Annotated in this window: 16 protein-coding genes and 4 pseudogenes; 7 read left to right on the forward strand and 13 right to left on the reverse strand. The window is 57.0% G+C overall.

Going from position 1 to position 15,101, the window contains the following annotated elements; translation table 11 throughout:
* Positions 1-35: 35 nt before the first annotated feature.
* Complete coding sequence (locus tag OMP38_RS16575; RefSeq protein WP_277566118.1) at positions 36-506, reverse strand: hypothetical protein; 471 nt, start codon at positions 504-506, stop codon at positions 36-38.
* 145 nt (positions 507-651) lie between these two features.
* Here OMP38_RS16575 and OMP38_RS16580 point away from each other — a divergent pair, with 145 nt between their 5' ends.
* Positions 652-1,293: a hypothetical protein gene (locus OMP38_RS16580; RefSeq protein WP_277566119.1), complete on the forward strand. Its 642-nt coding sequence runs from the start codon at positions 652-654 to the stop codon at positions 1,291-1,293.
* 212 nt (positions 1,294-1,505) lie between these two features.
* Here OMP38_RS16580 and OMP38_RS16585 read toward each other — a convergent pair whose 3' ends face one another.
* The 4 genes and pseudogenes from OMP38_RS16585 to OMP38_RS16600 all read right to left on the reverse strand — a co-directional run bounded on the left by OMP38_RS16585 (position 1,506) and on the right by OMP38_RS16600 (position 4,257).
* The gene (locus tag OMP38_RS16585; RefSeq protein ID WP_277566120.1) at positions 1,506-1,679 is read right to left on the reverse strand and encodes a hypothetical protein; all 174 of its coding nucleotides are present in this window, start codon (positions 1,677-1,679) and stop codon (positions 1,506-1,508) included.
* 76 nt (positions 1,680-1,755) lie between these two features.
* The gene (locus OMP38_RS16590) at positions 1,756-2,955 is read right to left on the reverse strand and encodes an MFS transporter (protein WP_277566121.1); all 1,200 of its coding nucleotides are present in this window, start codon (positions 2,953-2,955) and stop codon (positions 1,756-1,758) included.
* A gap of 76 nt (positions 2,956-3,031) precedes the next feature.
* A pseudogene (locus OMP38_RS16595) lies at positions 3,032-3,620 on the reverse strand (TetR/AcrR family transcriptional regulator).
* 367 nt (positions 3,621-3,987) lie between these two features.
* Entirely contained in the window at positions 3,988-4,257 is a 270-nt protein-coding gene (locus tag OMP38_RS16600) for a hypothetical protein (RefSeq protein WP_277566122.1), read from the reverse strand.
* A gap of 166 nt (positions 4,258-4,423) precedes the next feature.
* Here OMP38_RS16600 and pepF point away from each other — a divergent pair.
* Positions 4,424-6,237, forward strand: a pseudogene (gene pepF, locus OMP38_RS16605) (oligoendopeptidase F).
* A gap of 436 nt (positions 6,238-6,673) precedes the next feature.
* On the opposite strand, the gene OMP38_RS16610 reads toward pepF, so the two are convergent.
* The 3 genes from OMP38_RS16610 to OMP38_RS16620 all read right to left on the reverse strand — a co-directional run bounded on the left by OMP38_RS16610 (position 6,674) and on the right by OMP38_RS16620 (position 8,503).
* Complete coding sequence (locus OMP38_RS16610) at positions 6,674-7,105, reverse strand: DoxX family protein (RefSeq protein ID WP_277566123.1); 432 nt, start codon at positions 7,103-7,105, stop codon at positions 6,674-6,676.
* 42 nt (positions 7,106-7,147) lie between these two features.
* Positions 7,148-7,546 (reverse strand): VOC family protein, encoded by a 399-nt coding sequence (locus OMP38_RS16615; protein WP_277566124.1) that lies wholly within the window; start codon positions 7,544-7,546, stop codon positions 7,148-7,150.
* Positions 7,547-7,708: 162 nt separating this feature from the next.
* The gene (locus tag OMP38_RS16620) at positions 7,709-8,503 is read right to left on the reverse strand and encodes an alpha/beta fold hydrolase (protein ID WP_277566125.1); all 795 of its coding nucleotides are present in this window, start codon (positions 8,501-8,503) and stop codon (positions 7,709-7,711) included.
* 345 nt (positions 8,504-8,848) lie between these two features.
* Between OMP38_RS16620 and OMP38_RS16625 the strand changes: the two genes are divergently transcribed.
* From OMP38_RS16625 to OMP38_RS16635, 3 genes are all read left to right on the forward strand, one after another.
* On the forward strand, positions 8,849-9,172 hold the full coding sequence (locus OMP38_RS16625) for a DUF6597 domain-containing transcriptional factor (protein WP_277566126.1): 324 nt from the start codon (positions 8,849-8,851) through the stop codon (positions 9,170-9,172).
* A gap of 31 nt (positions 9,173-9,203) precedes the next feature.
* Positions 9,204-9,710, forward strand: a complete 507-nt coding sequence (locus tag OMP38_RS16630; protein ID WP_277566834.1) for a helix-turn-helix domain-containing protein — start codon at positions 9,204-9,206, stop codon at positions 9,708-9,710.
* Between the two features lie 92 nt (positions 9,711-9,802).
* A complete protein-coding gene (locus OMP38_RS16635) occupies positions 9,803-10,708 on the forward strand; it encodes a haloalkane dehalogenase (RefSeq protein ID WP_277566127.1) in 906 nt (301 codons plus the stop codon).
* Between the two features lie 961 nt (positions 10,709-11,669).
* On the opposite strand, the gene OMP38_RS16640 is transcribed toward OMP38_RS16635, so the two are convergent.
* The 3 genes from OMP38_RS16640 to OMP38_RS16650 are packed head-to-tail and all read right to left on the reverse strand — an operon-like array spanning position 11,670 to position 13,021.
* The gene (locus OMP38_RS16640; RefSeq protein WP_277566128.1) at positions 11,670-12,149 is read right to left on the reverse strand and encodes a DinB family protein; all 480 of its coding nucleotides are present in this window, start codon (positions 12,147-12,149) and stop codon (positions 11,670-11,672) included.
* Positions 12,142-12,831, reverse strand: coding sequence for a carboxylesterase family protein (locus tag OMP38_RS16645; protein WP_277566129.1), 690 nt, complete (start codon positions 12,829-12,831; stop codon positions 12,142-12,144). The genes OMP38_RS16640 and OMP38_RS16645 overlap by 8 nt, the downstream gene beginning before the upstream one ends.
* Entirely contained in the window at positions 12,818-13,021 is a 204-nt protein-coding gene (locus tag OMP38_RS16650; RefSeq protein ID WP_277566130.1) for a hypothetical protein, read from the reverse strand. Before OMP38_RS16650 ends, OMP38_RS16645 begins: the two co-directional genes overlap by 14 nt.
* Positions 13,022-13,170: 149 nt before the next feature.
* Between OMP38_RS16650 and OMP38_RS16655 the strand changes: the two are divergent.
* Positions 13,171-13,572 (forward strand): annotated as a pseudogene (locus OMP38_RS16655) (HAD family hydrolase); the annotation flags it as partial.
* A 4-nt stretch (positions 13,573-13,576) separates the two neighbouring features.
* Entirely contained in the window at positions 13,577-13,813 is a 237-nt protein-coding gene (locus OMP38_RS16660; protein ID WP_277566131.1) for an HAD family hydrolase, read from the forward strand.
* 304 nt (positions 13,814-14,117) lie between these two features.
* On the opposite strand, the gene OMP38_RS35925 is transcribed toward OMP38_RS16660, so the two are convergent.
* Both OMP38_RS35925 and OMP38_RS16665 read right to left on the reverse strand, forming a co-directional pair.
* A complete protein-coding gene (locus OMP38_RS35925) occupies positions 14,118-14,255 on the reverse strand; it encodes a hypothetical protein (protein ID WP_420869664.1) in 138 nt (45 codons plus the stop codon).
* 73 nt (positions 14,256-14,328) lie between these two features.
* Positions 14,329-15,066 (reverse strand): annotated as a pseudogene (locus tag OMP38_RS16665) (FAD-dependent oxidoreductase); the annotation flags it as partial.
* Positions 15,067-15,101 lie beyond the last annotated feature (35 nt).

Here is a 15,101-nt window from a genome sequence, read left to right on the forward strand (position 1 = left end):
GGACGAGGCAGAAAACCGCTCTGCTTCGTCCCGGATTAAAGTTGATGAATCGCAAAGTCCTTCGCGCACTTCTCCATCAGCATGCAAAAGGATCGATTGTGCCCGACCAGAAAAGAAGAACAGTCGTACCTGCCGCGCGCAGGCTCGAAAGTGACCAGCAAGCGATGCTTCATGTATGCCATCGCCGCCTGCACGAACCGATCGGCCAGCGGAGTGGAAATGAATGTAATGTAGGCGTACAGGGAGTGATCCTCCGGCTCGTCGAGCGCGCTGACCCCTGCGCAGGAAAACTCCGTCGCGATCCCGATTCGCTTGAACTGCGTCAGCGCGCCGTGCAACTCCGCGTCGATCTCCGTTTGCCCGAGCCTGGCCGTCCGCTTGGCCCTCCGCCTGACCTTCGGCCGCTCCGTCCATTCGGCAAGCTCCGCTCGCCGTCTCCGCCACTGCAGGTCGGAATGCCGGCTGACGACGCGCTCGCCGGTGTCGCCGCTGTCTGCTTCGGCCATCGCCCTCACCTCCCGCTGCGTATGTCGTTCCTTTACCCCGTAGGCGATACTCAGACTTAACGAATCTCGCGTGTCGCGAGAGCAACTTTGAATTCATCGTTAGCGTCTAATTTAAGGAAACGATGGTAAGGGAGCCCGATTTCATATGATGATTTTCAACCGATTGCTCGCCGTCGCGATCCTAGCGGGCGTTCTCGTGACGGCGATCGGCTGCGCATCTTCCGAATCGAATCCGAAAATGAATGCCGTTGCTACAGAGAGCGCCTCTATTATAGCCGATCAGACGATTCAGCCATCCACCTCGTCGGCGTCAGCCCCCATTGAGGCGTCGCAGGAGACTTCCGCATTTGCATTAAAAGTAGGAGATGAGCTGCTTCATCTGCAGGATTGGGACGACCGCACGGATCTTGAAGGCCTGCTCGGCAAGCCGCTCTCGCAGAAGACCGAAGCGCTGAAAAACGCTGATACGCTCACCGGCTCATTCGTAAAGGAACTGACCTATGAAGGACTGCGCGTGGAGTTGTTCTCGCCTAAGCAAAACGGCAAATCCTTCTGGATCCTATCGATTGAAGCGACTGCGCAGCCCTATCGGACACCTGCGGGAATCTCCGTCGGGAGCACGGTTGCAGAGGTGAAAAAGACCTACCCGGGCATCGCGATTGGCGATGGACGTACGGATCCGGATAACGCCGCTTACCGTCTAAGCGATAAGGACGGGCGAAATCTTGAGTTTGACGTCAAGGACGGAGCGGTCGCGGAGATTCGTTTGTTTTTCTTGATCCCGTGAGGGAATTAAGTCCTAAAATATGCATTTCAAAAAATATAGATTTATAGAACGAACATAAAAACGCTAGGCTTTTATTTCTCCTAGCGTTATTTCAACTGAAATACATCCTTAGGATCGCTGTAATATTTGAACGATGATGGATGCCCACTCTCCTGCCGACAGCGATTGAAAGGTAATCAAACCCGGCAAATACCTACATGATAGGTGTCCAATCAAGCATTTGGGGACCATTCACTTACAGCTACAACATGGCCGTCACTGTATTCTTTTACAATCTGTCCTTCTAATGTCTTATATACGATGTAACTATCATTGGCCTTCGCGTCTAACTTAGCGCGGTCGCCCGTTAGTTTAATGAGCTTTTTAAGATCTTTAATCTGATCCATTGACCTCACCATCCAGGCACATTAGTTATATTTGCTTAAAATTATACCATACCGGCGCAGCAATCATTCCTCATACTCATTCAAGCGCCACGCCTCTCCTTCTCTGCCCCTTCATCGACACCGCGAAGCAAATCAGCAGCACCACGGCCGCTAGCGTATACGGCGCATTAATCTCGAAGTCGAACAGCACGCCGGCGACGATCGGTCCGACGATGTTGCCGAGGCTCGTGAAGGCGGAGTTGAGGCCCGCGACGTAGCCCTGCTGGTCCTTGGCCAGCTTGGACATCTGGGTGCCGATCGTCGGCCTCAGGATGTCGATGGCCAGGAACACGGCGAAGGTGACCGCGAAGATCAGCCAGAACCGGTGCACGAACAGCATCAGCAGGACGAAGATCCCGGCGACGAGCAGACAGGCGGCGATAATCGGCTTTTCCCCGAACCGGTTCAGCAGCCAACTGAAGATCGTGAGCTGCACGACGGCGCCCGCGATCGAGCCGAACGTGATGACGAAGGCGATGTCCTTCGGATCGAAGCCGAACTTGTGATCGACGAAGAGCGAATAGATCGTCTCGAAGTTGGCGAGACCGAAAGACATGACGAAGACGATGACGAGGCTTAGGAAATAAGGCGCGCGATACGAATGCTTCAGTTGGGCCAGCAGACCGCTCCTCGGCTCGGCAACCTCGGCTTGCGACGCCTCGGTTCCTTTAGCCGGCAGCGACTCCTTGAGGAAAAGCAGCGTCACGATGGCCGCGACGATGCCGCCGACGCCCGCGGCATAGAACGGCGTGCGGATGCCGAACTCGGCGAGATAGCCCCCGATGCCGGGACCGATGATGAAGCCGGTCGTGATCGAGGCGTTCACGTACCCCATGCCCGCGGCGCGCTCTTCGTCCGTCGTGATGTCCGCCGCGTAGGCCATGACGGCCGGCATGATCATCGCTGCGCTCAGGCCGCCGAGCGCCCGGGATACGAACATCAGCGTCGGCGAATGCGCGATGCCGAACAAGCCTTCGGAGACAGCGAATATGAACATGCCGACGACGATCATCCGTTTGCGGCCGACCGTGTCGGACAGTCGCCCGGCCAGCGGCGAGAAGAGAAACTGCGCGAGCGAGAAAACCGCGATCGTCAGCCCCATCATGCTGCCGCTCACGCCAAGCTCGTTCATAAAGCTCGGCATGATCGGGATGACGAGGCCGATGCCGGTAAATACCAGGAACAGGTTCAGCATTAAGAGGAGCAGCGCGCCCTGTTGTTTAACTAAGATAGCCATTTTCTAACGTCCTCCATGTCGTTCACGAATACTGAATATTCGTTCTAGATGCGGGCAAAAAAAAGGAAAGCGGCGGTCAGGCGATCCCATGCAGGAACACGTCCACCGCCAGCCGATAGGCCGCCAGCGCCTCGCTTCGCTCCATATGCCGGGCGTGCTGGCTCAGTCCGAACAGCAAGCTATCGAGAATCATGCCGAGCGCGGTCGCGTTCGTCGCCTTGAACTCCCCGGCGTCGATGCCCCCCCTGCAGCAGCCGCTTGTTGAAGTCGACGTACCCTTTTATCATCTGGCGGATCCGTTCTTCCACCTCCGAGCCTTTCTCGGCATTGTGATAGAACTCGTCGATCGCCTTGGTCAGCGGATGGTTGAGCTGCTCGAGCGCCAGATGCTCGGCCATGCCGTACAACTTGTCGGCCGTCGTCGCATAGAGCGACTCCTTCGCGCGCCATGTCCCCTCCCACTCCCGGTCCCATTCCTCGACCAAGTGCAGGAACAGCCCTTCCTTGCTCTTGAAGTGGTAATAGATATTGCCCGCGCTGCAACCGGTCGCCTTCACGATCTCCTCGATCGCGGTCGCTTTATAGCCTTTCTTGATAAAGAGCGCCTTAGACGCGTCTGCGATTTTCTTCTTGGTCTGCTCGGTTTGAAGCTGCTTTTTGTTGATGGGAATCACCTCGCTTCGGGACGAATGCCTGAATGCTGAATAATACTGAACAATTATTCAGTATTATAGCGTGCGGGAGGCGGCGATTGCAATGGCGGCTCAAGCCAATCTGTAATCGCAGCTGCCCCTCCGTTTTATTCAAACGTATTGGAGAACCCACTCTTTTATCCGAGCGGAAACTTCGGTTACATCCGTATCTGTCGTATCGATAGTCGGCATAGGCGGGTTATAGGCCTCGTCGGCAATCTCAAGCAATCGTGTCGCAAAGCTTTTGTGGTTTTGAATCTCTTCCTCCGGCCAATCCCTCTCACGCAAACGTTTCTCGCGGGTTTCTTCGTCACAATGCAGGTTTAGGTAATATACATGTTTAAAAAAAGGGATAGTCCGCGCATCTTTCAATATCCCAAGGCATCATGGTTCCGCATAGGATCGTCATGCGTCCGCTTTGAGCAATATTTCGCGCCACTCGAAGCCATATATTCCGATTTTTCTCCCAATCGTGCCCAATGAATTCATTCAGATGATCCGGGTCGAAAATATCAAAATCAGGCATCATTCTTCGTAGTTCATCGATGACATATGTTTTCCCTGAACCACTTGCGCCTGTGACGATAAATAAGGGCAACTGCCTTTCCACTTTTGCATCCCCGCCTTATCTAAATTTATTGAATGAATGCCCGGATCGCTTCCATGAGCTCCATCGCGTAGTAGGTCTTCAAGCGAAGCCGAGGGCGAAAAACTTCGTCGCACGGACGGAAGTTCGTTTACAATCAAGATAGCATGTGGAAAGGGATTCGAAAACAATGCGGGGAGGGACGAAGGTGCGGATGACGAGGGAGTCGGCTCCGGAGGAGCTGACGTGGAACCTGGCGGATTTGTATGCGGATCATGCGGCTTGGGAAGCGGCACTGGTCGAGATCGAAGGAATGCTGCCCGCCCTGCAGGCCTACCGCGGGAAGTTAGGGGGAAGGGGCGCTTACGGTTGCCGAATGTCTCCAAGCCCAGGAGACGCTGCACGTCAAGCTCGTGCGGGCTTCCACGTACGCAAGGCTTCAGCAGGCGCAGGACGGGACGAATTCGGAATTTCAAGCGAATTCCGCGCGCGTGGGGGGATTTGATCTCCGCCGTTAATTCCTCGCTGGCCTTTATTCGCTCGGAGCTGCAGGGCATGCCGGACGGCCTGCTGGAGCGCCTTCTGGAGGAGGAACCGGCGCTTGGCGCGTATCGCAAAAGCTTGCTGGAGCTGATTCGAACGAAGCCCTATGCGTTATCCCCGGATACCGAGGCGGCGATCGCGGCGCTCGGCGAGGTTCTCGGCTCGCCGTATACGGTCTATCAGCGGAGCAAGCTGTCGGATATGACGTTCGCCCCGGTTAAGGACGGCGCCGGAGCGGAGAAGCCCGTGTCGTTCGCCTTATTCGAGGCGGACTATGAGGAGTCGCCGGACCCCGTGCTTCGCCGGGCGGCGTTCGAATCGTTTACGCAGACGCTGACGGCTTACCGGCATACGGTCGCGGCGGCTTATGCGACGGAAGTGAAGAAGCAGACGGTCTTGTCGCGGCTGCGGGGGTACCCCTCGGTCACCCATATGCTCCTGGAACCGCAAGAGGTCGAGCAGGAGATTTACGAGAACGTCATTCATACCATTCGAATCGAGCTTGCGCCGGCGATGCGACGGTTTGCCAAGCTGAAGGCGCGGGTCCTTGGGCTGGACCGAATGCGGTTCTCCGATCTGAAGGCACCGCTCGATCCGGACTTCAGTCCCCCCGTCACCATCGAGGAAGCCGGCCGCCTGATTAAGGAAGCCCTGGCCGTGATGGGTACGGAATATTCGGACATCATCCATGCGGCGCTTACGGAGCGATGGGTCGACTATGCGGACAATATCGGCAAGTCGACGGGGGCGTTCTGCTCCAGCCCTTACGGCGCGCATGCCTACGTTATGCTGACTTGGGCGGACACGATGCGCAGCGTCTTCTTTCTTGCGCACGAGCTGGGTCATGCGGGGCATTTCATGCTGGCTGCGCGGGCGCAGCGCTACGTGAATTCCCGATCTTCTATGTTTTTCATCGAGGCCCCGTCAACTTTAAACGAACTGCTGCTCGCGCGCCACATCGTCAGGCAATCCGAGGACCCGCGTCTGAAACGCTGGGTGCTGCTGCAGCTCATAAATACCTACTATCATAACTTCGTGACCCATCTGCTGGAGGCGGACATGCAGCGCCGGGTATACGAGGCGGCGGAGCTCGGCACGCCGCTGACGGCGGCCAAACTGACTGCCTTGAAGGAAGCGGTGCTGCGGGAGTTCTGGGGAGACGCCGTGGAGCTGGACCCTGGCGCGGGTCTGACGTGGATGCGGCAGCCACACTATTATATGGGTCTGTACCCGTATACGTACGCAGCGGGTCTGACGGTGTCCACGCAGGTCGCGGCAATGATCGAAGCGGAAGGCCAGCCGGCCGTGGACCGCTGGCTGCGCGTCCTCAAGGCGGGCGGCACGCGATCGCCGTTGGAGCTAACGCAGCTGGCCGGCGTCGACATGAACAGCCCCGCGGCGATCCGGTCCGCGGTCGGATACGTGAGCTCCATCGTGGAGGAGCTGGAGCGGATGTTTTGACAGAGGTCCCGGGGGGAACTGCTCCCGGGTTATTTTTTGTAGGAGGGCTGAGACGTTGATCTACGTGCAAACTTCGGACTTAGATCTCCGGTGCACACGCCAGCTATTGATCTAGGTGCACACTTCGAACGCAAAATTCCAGCAGCCACGCCAACTGTTGATCTACGTGCACACTTCAGACTCCGATTCCGCACGAATGCTCGAACTATTGATCTACGTGCATACTTCAAGCGGCTTCCCCTAAAAAAACGCGCCTGCATCCGTGAATGCGAGACGCGTTCCCTATGCGTTAGAAGAAAAGCCCCACCCGCGGTCCGCGACCCGATGTTCGCAACCAGCACGGCGTGCGCGGGCTGACATCCTGGGGGGTCCTGTGGTGTAGGTACAACCAATAGCCCCCGCCTGACGGCGAGGGCTTGTCGATTACATCTACTTATCACGCGCCGCCTGTCAGCAGCCTGCGCAGCCGTTCGTCCCGCAGCCAGAGCGCGCCCCAGACGATGACGGCCACATAGACCGGGAAGAGCGCATTCGAGAAAAGCGGTGCGTCGATCCTCACTTGCGCCGCCACTGCGCCGCCAAGGTAACCCGTTAGCAGCAGCGCGCCCAGGAAAGCGGTGCGCGGCACGATGTATAACAAGGTGGCCAGCAAGCTAAGAATGCCCATGATCGCCAAGTGGTGCTCGGCGAATCCGAGCTCGCGCGTCGCCTCGACGACCGGCGCCGGTCCGACGAGCTTGCCGAGCCCGTCGAATAGCATGAACAAAATCGCGATGCCGCCCAATACCCGCGCCGTCCAGCGCCTCGCGCTCGAGATATCCGCCCGATGCGCGGTTGCCTGCAAGTTTATTTCCCGTTCGATGATCATGATTAATCATCCCTTCGATTATGATTTTGCGAGCCTGCGGACTTATTGCTTCACGATCTGCCAATGGATCCCGTACTTGTCCTCGACTTCTCCATGATGGCCGCCCCATGGCTGCAGCCCGAACGGGAACTTGACCGTCCCGCCGTCCGCCAAGTTCGCGTACGCCGCGCGTGCCTCGTCTTCGCCCGAGAAAGAAAGCGCCAGGGTGACGGCGCGTCCGCCGCTCGGCACCGTGACGTACGCGTCGGCCAGGAACAACAGGTTCCCGCCCGCCACCTCGAGCGCCAGATGCATCACCTTGTCCTGCATATCGGACGGCGTGCCCGGCATCTGGCCGAGCGTCATGACGGACAGAATCCGCCCGCCGAGCGCTTCCGCGTAAAAGCCCGCCTGCGCTCTTGCATCCTCAGAATGAATATAAGCGTTCAATTGTGCTTTCATGTTTAACGTCCCTTTCGAATTTGGTTGGTTTGGCTGCTTCTATATAGGCGACGAACGGCTGACGACGGAATCGACAGACCGGCGAATTTTTTTTATAAAAAAAATCCGCCCGAGGAATTTCGGGCGGTTCGCGCTAGGGATGAGTGAGATGCTTGTGCCGAATTATCGGAAGAAATCCGCCAGTACGGGCGCCAGCGCGGCGGGCTTGACGATGTGCGGCTGGCCGGGCAGCGTCCGGTGCTGCGCATTCGGGAGCGCCTCGGCGAGCGCCTCCATGCCATGGCGCATCCAGGCCGGGCTCTTGCCGCCGACCGCGACCAGCGTGGGCGTCCGGACGGTCGACCATCGGTCGAGCGGCTCCTTGCGGCCCTGCTGCTGTTCGATCGTCAGCCGCGTATCGTACGGGAGCGTATGCGCGACCGCCTTGAGCTTGGCCCAGGCCGGCATCAGCGGCATCATCGCCACGATGGGCGCGGGCAGGCCGACGCCTTTTCGCATGAACAGCTTGATCGCGGCGCCGCGCCGATCCTCTCGGATCAGCGCCTCCATCGCACGCTCATAGTCGGCAGGCACGGGCTCGCGGCTGTCGTCGGTCACGAACGGCGCCTCGTACAAAGCCAGCTTCCGGATCGACGGCAGTCGCATCGCCGCATCGAGCGCCAACGCGGCGCCCGAGGAGATGCCGTACACATATGCTGATCCGCCCGCTTCCCGGATCAACGCGTCGATATCCTCGACCTCGCGCTCCGCCGCATAAGGCGCACGGTCGCCGCTCTCGCCGCGGCCTCTCCGGTCGTACTTGTACACGGTAAAATGCGGCTTCAGCAGCGCGGCCAAAGCGCCGTTGGGGCCGTTCGTCCGGCTGCACAGCGCGCCGTCAACTAATATAAGCGGCAACCCTTCGCCGATCCGATCGTATCCGATCTTCGTGCCGTCCTTCGAAATGACTGTTTTCATAGCGTCCCCCCGATTGATATTGACCTCTATGAAGACGACGAGCGGGCCAGGCGTTATTCGACAGCGCGGTCGTCAATTTTTTTAAAACTTCGACGGACGGGGAAGGAACCCTGCTTGCCGGCTTCCATAATAAAACGCGCCTGCATCCGTAGATGCGAGGCGCGCTCCATTCGGAATCATAGGGGAGCCGTTTGACATTCGGGAAGCATTTTTTGACATTCGGCGATGATGACGCCCGCCGGTTCGGATAGAATGGAACTTAGAAGAACTTAGAAGAGCTTAGAAGAGCTTAGAAGAACGATCATTTTCCAGTCGGCGTTGGCGCCGGCGCGAAAGGACTTGCGTATGTTCGTTCAACGATTCGCGCCTATGCCCATTCTCCAGCCCTACGTGGACGGCATTCTTGTGCAAGAAGATATGAACCCGGCCAACTTCGCCAACCGGAATCCGGTGAAGGTGCTGCCGACCGCGATGACGGTCATCGGCATTCAATACGGACAGCCGATGAAGACGCTGACGCCAGAAGGCGCGGTGCCGCTCGGCTCCAGCGGCATTACCGGCATGCACGGGGCGGTGAAGAAATACGTCAGCACCGGCGCCATCGGCACCGTTATCGTCCCTTTCAAGCCAGGGGGGCTTGTCCCGGTTTACCCGTTATCCCCTCCATGAGTTTCAAAATGCGGACGTGTCGTTGGAGCTTGTGTTTCCGGGATCTAGCGTGCGGGAAATGGAGGAGCGGCTGGCCGGCGCTTCCGGAGCGGAGGAGCGCGTAGAGATCGTGCAGCGATTTCTAATCTCGGCGCTGCGCGACCAAGAGGAGGAGCGATGGACCCTGCTCGCGGCGCATCAAATCATGAAGCGGCAGGGAAATTTGCCGATCGCCCAACTGGCCGCGCAATGGTATGTAAGCAGGCGTACGCTGGAACGCAAGTTCAACGCCTTGATCGGCGCGTCGCCTAAGCAATTTGCGGGTATCGTCCGGTTCCAGCATACGATCCGGCTTCGCCATGCCGGCTACGACTACCTGGACATCGTGCAGGCATGCGGGTATACGGACCACGCCCATTTTGCCAAAGACTTCAAATCGTTCGCCGGCATCCGGCCAGACGCGTTCTTCCGCAGCGAAGTGCAGCCGGAGCTTAAAAAGTCGTATAACGAAGGCGAAGACGAGGACGGTGAGAAAAACCGCCAACATTTATATTACTGAAATGGAGGTTGTCGCATTTCTACAATGAGCGCTTCGAGGGAAATGATAGGATATGACTATCCATCGCCCATACAAAAAGGAGCTGTCTCGCCTTGACTACCCCTGATACGCCGCCGATCGGCGCCGCCTACCCGTTCGAATCGCGTTATATGACCGTGAAGGGCCATCGGCTGCATTACGTCGACCTCGGAGCCGGCGATCCCGTCGTCTTTCTCCACGGCAATCCCACCTGGTCCTACATGTACCGCAACATCATTCCGTATGCGCAGGATACCCGCCGCTGCATCGCGGTCGATCTCATCGGGATGGGCCGTTCGGACAAGCCGGACATCGGCTATACGTTTCTGGAGCATGTCGATTATGTGACCCGGTTCATCGAGCAGCTCGAGCTGGACAACATCACGCTGGTCGGGCATGACTGGGGAATGGCGATCGGCTTGCAATATGCGATGCGGCATCCCGGGAAGATCAAAGCGATCGCGATGCTCGAACCGCAGGCGCTGTATCCGAATGCGGCTTGGTCCGACTTCTCTCCCCCAGAGGCGCAGCCCCTGTTCCAGAAGCTGCGCGACCCTGCGGAAGGATGGCCGTTCATGCGGGACAACAGCGTATTCGTCGAAGGGATGACGAGTACGATCATCAACCGGACGATCTCGCCCGAGGAGCACGAGCAGTATCGCGAGCCGTTCCGCCGGCCCGAGGACCGGAAGCCGATGTGGGTGTTCCCGAACCAAATCCCGATCGAAGGCCGCCCGGCCGAGGTCGTGGAAGCGGTGAACGCGCGCAATGAATGGTTGACGTCCTCACCGATACCGAAGCTGCTGTTCTACGCCACGCCCGGATGTACCGTACGCGAGCCGCAGCTCGCCTGGTGCACCGCGAACTTGCCGAATCTGACCCTCAGCGATATCGGGAAAGGCTTCCATCACTTGGCGGAGGAAAATCCGCACGCCGTCGGGAGCGTGCTGCGGCGTTGGCTGCAGCAGGTGAACGATTGATCGGCATGCGCGATGCCGGCTCTGGACCGGATGCGGAGATAGCCGGTTTTTCCGGCTATCTCGGCTGCGCGCACTGACTTTCAGTCCAGTTAGCCGGTTTTTCCGGCTATCTCGGGCTCCGCGCACCGACTTTCAGTCCAGATAGCCGGTTTTTCCGGCTATCTCGGGCTCCGCGCACCGACTTTCAGTCCAGTTAGCCGATTTTCCGGCTATCTCGGGCTCCGCGCGTCCGCATCCGGCTCAGTTAGCCGGTTTTTCCGGCTATCTCGGCTGCGCGCACCGACTTTCAGACCAGTTAGCCGGTTTTTCCGGCTATCTCGGACTCCGCGCGTCCGCATCCGGCTCAGTTAGCCGGTTTTTCCGGCTATCTCGGCTGCGCGCACCGACTTTCAGTCCAGTTAGCCGGTTTTTCCGGCTATCTCGGGCTCCGCGCGTCCGCATCCGGCTCAGTTAGCCGGTTTTTCCGGCTATCTCGGGCTCCGCGCGTCCGCATCCGGCTCAGTTAGCCGGTTTTTCCGGCTATCTCGGCTGCGCGCACCGACTTTCAGTCCAGTTAGCCGGTTTTTCCGGCTATGTCGGGCTCCGCACACCGACTTTCAGTCCAGTTAGCCGGTTTTTCCGGCTATCTCGGCTGCGCACACCGACTTTCAGACCAGTTAGCCGTTTTTTCCGGCTATCTCGGCCTCCGCGCGTCCGCATCCGGCTCAGTTAGCCGGTTTTTCCGGCTATCTCGGGCTCCGCGCGTCCGCATCCGGCTCAGTTAGCCGGTTTTTCCGGCTATCTCGGCTGCGCACACCGACTTTCAGTCCAGTTAGCCGGTTTTTCCGGCTATCTCGGCTGCGCACACCGACTTTCAGTCCAGTTAGCCGGTTTTTCCGGCTATCTCGGCTGCGCACACCGACTTTCAGTCCAGTTAGCCGGTTTTTCCGGCTATCTCGGCTGCGCACACCCTACAAACCGGTCAGATGACCGCCAATATTTGATTTTGATGATGACGGTCGTGGTCGTTAAACTCATGGATGATGTAGAGCAGCGAATAGGGCGTACCGGTGTGCGGACAAGTTTCTACGCCATTTACAGTTACGTGTTTGACTACAACGTCAGGCTCGGCCAGCAAGCGTTCAACCAACGCATGACGCGTTTGCTTAAATTCGTCGAGCAGGCGATCCCTTGCCACTCCCGACCGGGCATAGTCATACGCGATCCGGTTAAACGCATCGAACGAGGGAAACGTTATTCCCTCGCCGCGCTTCAACGCCGGAATAACCGTATCGATAAGATACCGATCCCAATGCTGCAGATGCGCGATGATCTCCGCTACGGTTGCTTTCCCCTCGGCAATAGGCCCTATCCATATCCGCTCATCGATCTTCCGCAAAGTATCCGTCCAATCGGTGAATTGCTTAAAAAGAACGATCGTATCGGCGCCCAGGCTAATCACAGCGACACTCCCCGCTCTGTACGGTTTTTTTTTGCTTTAACAACCATTCGAACAACACAGCATTACTAAACGTTTCAAATATAACTTTGTACGCATCGTGCCGCAGGCCGGCGAAGTAGGTAACGTTTACGTGCGCTCCGATAGCCGTTAAAGCTTGGACCATATCCTTGGTTTCGGATACGGGGACTTTGTCGTCATCCACGCAATGAAACGCCCAGATCGGGACCTCTGTTAGCAGCATGGCTTTACTCGGATCGAACCAGCCGGACATCGGCACAAAAGCAACAAATAGCTGCGGCGACCTTGATGCGTAATCCCACGTTCCATGTCCGCCCATGCTGAATCCGGCTACGTATAGCCGATCCTCGTCGACGCGATGATTCTCTTGAATATCGCTGACCAATGCCAGGATCGAATCATATTCCTTCGTCCAATCGGAATCGGCCGGACATTGCGGAGTCACGACGATGAACGGGAAGTCTTGTTTGTTTTCTGCGACCCAAGCAAGGCCATAACCATCCAACCGTTGAATATCGCTTCCCCGCCTGTTTATGCCATGAAGAAATAGGATCAAAGGATAATTGGCTTCGGTCGACGCATAGTCCCGGGGAAGAAATAATTGATAATTTACGACTGTGTTGTCGGACATATTGGCGTGGAACCGATGATTACTCACGGGCATTTCGTTCACTCCTTCTACCAGAGGTTTTTAGGAGAGGTTTTTCGTAAATAAAATCGCTAAAGGTTCCTGCTCGAGCAGCAAGCATCTCGCCCTTTGTCTGATTTTTTTGGGAAATTAAGCTCTCTAACAAATGATGATCATGCTTCTTGATGTAGTCGTAGTCCGACTCAGTCGCATAAATAATTCGCAAGCGGCCTCCTCCTAACGAACGATTCATAGGTATAATCTTACTATAATCATACTATGTATCTAAAAATCTTAGCATCGCCTTCCGGGAGGTAGCACGTGAGCTACAAAGCGATTCTCTTCGATCTCGACAATACGCTGTTAAACTATTCGATGAGCGAACTCAAATCCATGCAAAACACCGTAGAAAAGCACGGACTCATCCATAAAGAAGCCTTTTCGTGGGACGCTTTTTGGGCGCTTTTCAGCGACGTCAACTTCCGATATTGGAATGAGCGCCTCATATCCAACTATACGATTCATCAAGTATTAGAATATTCGTTCCGGGATACGCTTCAAGGTCTTGCGCTGGATCACTCGGAAGCTAACCTGCTGTCTACGTTATACTGGGAAACGTTCTGCCTTGCTTGCGACTTTGAAGACCACGCCATGGAAGTCTTGGCTCACTTGCACGGCAGGCACAAGCTGGCCGTCATCTCCAACGGCATCGGCGAAGCGCAAAGAAGCAGACTTGCTGCGGGAGGGATGAATCACTTTTTTGACGCGCTGATTATCTCGGATGAAGTGGGTTACTGGAAGCCGGATAAAAAAAATATTCGACGAAGCGCTCAAGCAATTAGGCATCGATCGTACCGAGGCTTTGTTCATTGGCGATTCGTTGCGGGACGACTACTATGGCGCGATCAATGCCGGCATCGATTTTTGTTACTACAACCGACAGGGTCAACCGATCGATGCGGATGTTCGCCCGAAGTATGTCATTCATAGTTTAAGGAATGTTGCGACTTTATTTTGATAACCCGCGCTAAACCTATCCTGCAAGGCGGTTCGTCGTTACAGAGACGAAGCCGCAAACGGCAAATGGTATCGGAAAGTGTATTGCTCCTGGAACATTTGCGATTATCGATTCTACCAGACGAAGCGGCAAGCGATCCATGAATGGGAAACTTCACGTTGGGCATGGAGACGCGCCAGGGACCAGGAAGAATGGATCAATGATTGGGAAAGTACTACCGAAGAAAATAAGAACAAGCGCCGGTCAGGGAAGCCCGGCGCTTGTTCGATGATATTCGATAAACCTCATTCGCCGCCCGAATCATTCAAAGCACGATCGAGCCGCCCGCCTGCATCTCCTTGCGGAGTCCGACCGCTTCAACGTCCTTCAGCGTTGTCGAACGATGCAGCGCCAGATAAGCGGCGACGCCAGCCGCTTCGCCGGTCTGGTTCATGTTCACCATGACCCGGATGCCCCCCGAACGACTCTTCGTCCGCGTCGATCATCCGTCCGGCCGCGATCACGTTGCCGAAGGGGCCTTGCGGGACCAGGGAGCGATAAGGAATCTGATAAAAAGTCGGATCTTTCTCCAGCGCGCCGCGCCATCTTCCTGCCTCGTTCGGATGGCCCGGGCGGACGTAGACTTGTTCGCCGTTCAAATATTTGAACGTCAGCCCCGGTTTATCCTGATGATGGATATCGACCCGATAGCTTCCGTAGGCGATCGCGTCGTCGAACGGCTTGCCGTATAGAACGTCGCTCCCTTGAAGCCGGTAGAGACAATCGATATGCCGCGTCTCCCGCGTGCCGATGTAGGAGGGCAGCGATACCAATGCAAGGCGGTTGTCCGGACCGTATTTGCGAATCAGATCCATGACGGCGCGCACTTGCCTGCGGCCTTCGATCTCGCCGTACGTCAGGTCGTCGCCGTCCGCGCTGTTCGCGTGATAAATCCGCGTGCCCGCATACATGTAGACGTCCCGGGTTCCCGGCACATGTCTCCCCCAACCGAAACCTTCGGGGAGCTCGAACTCCTCGCGATGGGCAAGCCTAGCTTGCTGCAGATCGAAGTTGATGAGGCGGTCGCTACCCGTCACGTCGTCCTGCGTGTCTCCGCTCGAGCCCCATCCCGCGATCTTGGCGCAAGTCGTCGACGGTTGGAAATGCGAGGCCATGCGATGCGCCAGCGACAGCCGCGCGCACAAATCGCCGTCTCCGGTCGCATCGATGAACGCTTTGGCGCGAATGGCACCCCTTCCGGACTTGTTTTCCACGATGATCGCCGTCAGCTCGCCATCCTCCGCATAGG

The organism is Cohnella ginsengisoli, assembly GCF_029525555.1.
GTDB classification, from domain to species: Bacteria; Bacillota; Bacilli; order Paenibacillales; family Paenibacillaceae; genus Cohnella; species Cohnella ginsengisoli.

Bases quoted from the DNA above. Each gene is read 5' to 3' on its own strand.
- OMP38_RS35925 (WP_420869664.1), bottom strand. From the start codon at position 14,255: ATGGTGAACATGAACCAGACCGGCGAAGCGGCTGGCGTCGCCGCTTAT.
- OMP38_RS16645 (WP_277566129.1), bottom strand. From the start codon at position 12,831: ATGCCCGTGAGTAATCATCGGTTCCACGCCAATATGTCCGACAACACA.
- OMP38_RS16575 (WP_277566118.1), bottom strand. From the start codon at position 506: ATGGCCGAAGCAGACAGCGGCGACACCGGCGAGCGCGTCGTCAGCCGG.
- OMP38_RS16580 (WP_277566119.1), top strand. From the start codon at position 652: ATGATGATTTTCAACCGATTGCTCGCCGTCGCGATCCTAGCGGGCGTT.
- OMP38_RS16660 (WP_277566131.1), top strand. From the start codon at position 13,577: ATGAAGTGGGTTACTGGAAGCCGGATAAAAAAAATATTCGACGAAGCG.
- OMP38_RS16620 (WP_277566125.1), bottom strand. From the start codon at position 8,503: ATGAAAACAGTCATTTCGAAGGACGGCACGAAGATCGGATACGATCGG.
- OMP38_RS16625 (WP_277566126.1), top strand. From the start codon at position 8,849: ATGTTCGTTCAACGATTCGCGCCTATGCCCATTCTCCAGCCCTACGTG.
- OMP38_RS16610 (WP_277566123.1), bottom strand. From the start codon at position 7,105: ATGATCATCGAACGGGAAATAAACTTGCAGGCAACCGCGCATCGGGCG.
- OMP38_RS16590 (WP_277566121.1), bottom strand. From the start codon at position 2,955: ATGGCTATCTTAGTTAAACAACAGGGCGCGCTGCTCCTCTTAATGCTG.
- OMP38_RS16585 (WP_277566120.1), bottom strand. From the start codon at position 1,679: ATGGATCAGATTAAAGATCTTAAAAAGCTCATTAAACTAACGGGCGAC.
- OMP38_RS16615 (WP_277566124.1), bottom strand. From the start codon at position 7,546: ATGAAAGCACAATTGAACGCTTATATTCATTCTGAGGATGCAAGAGCG.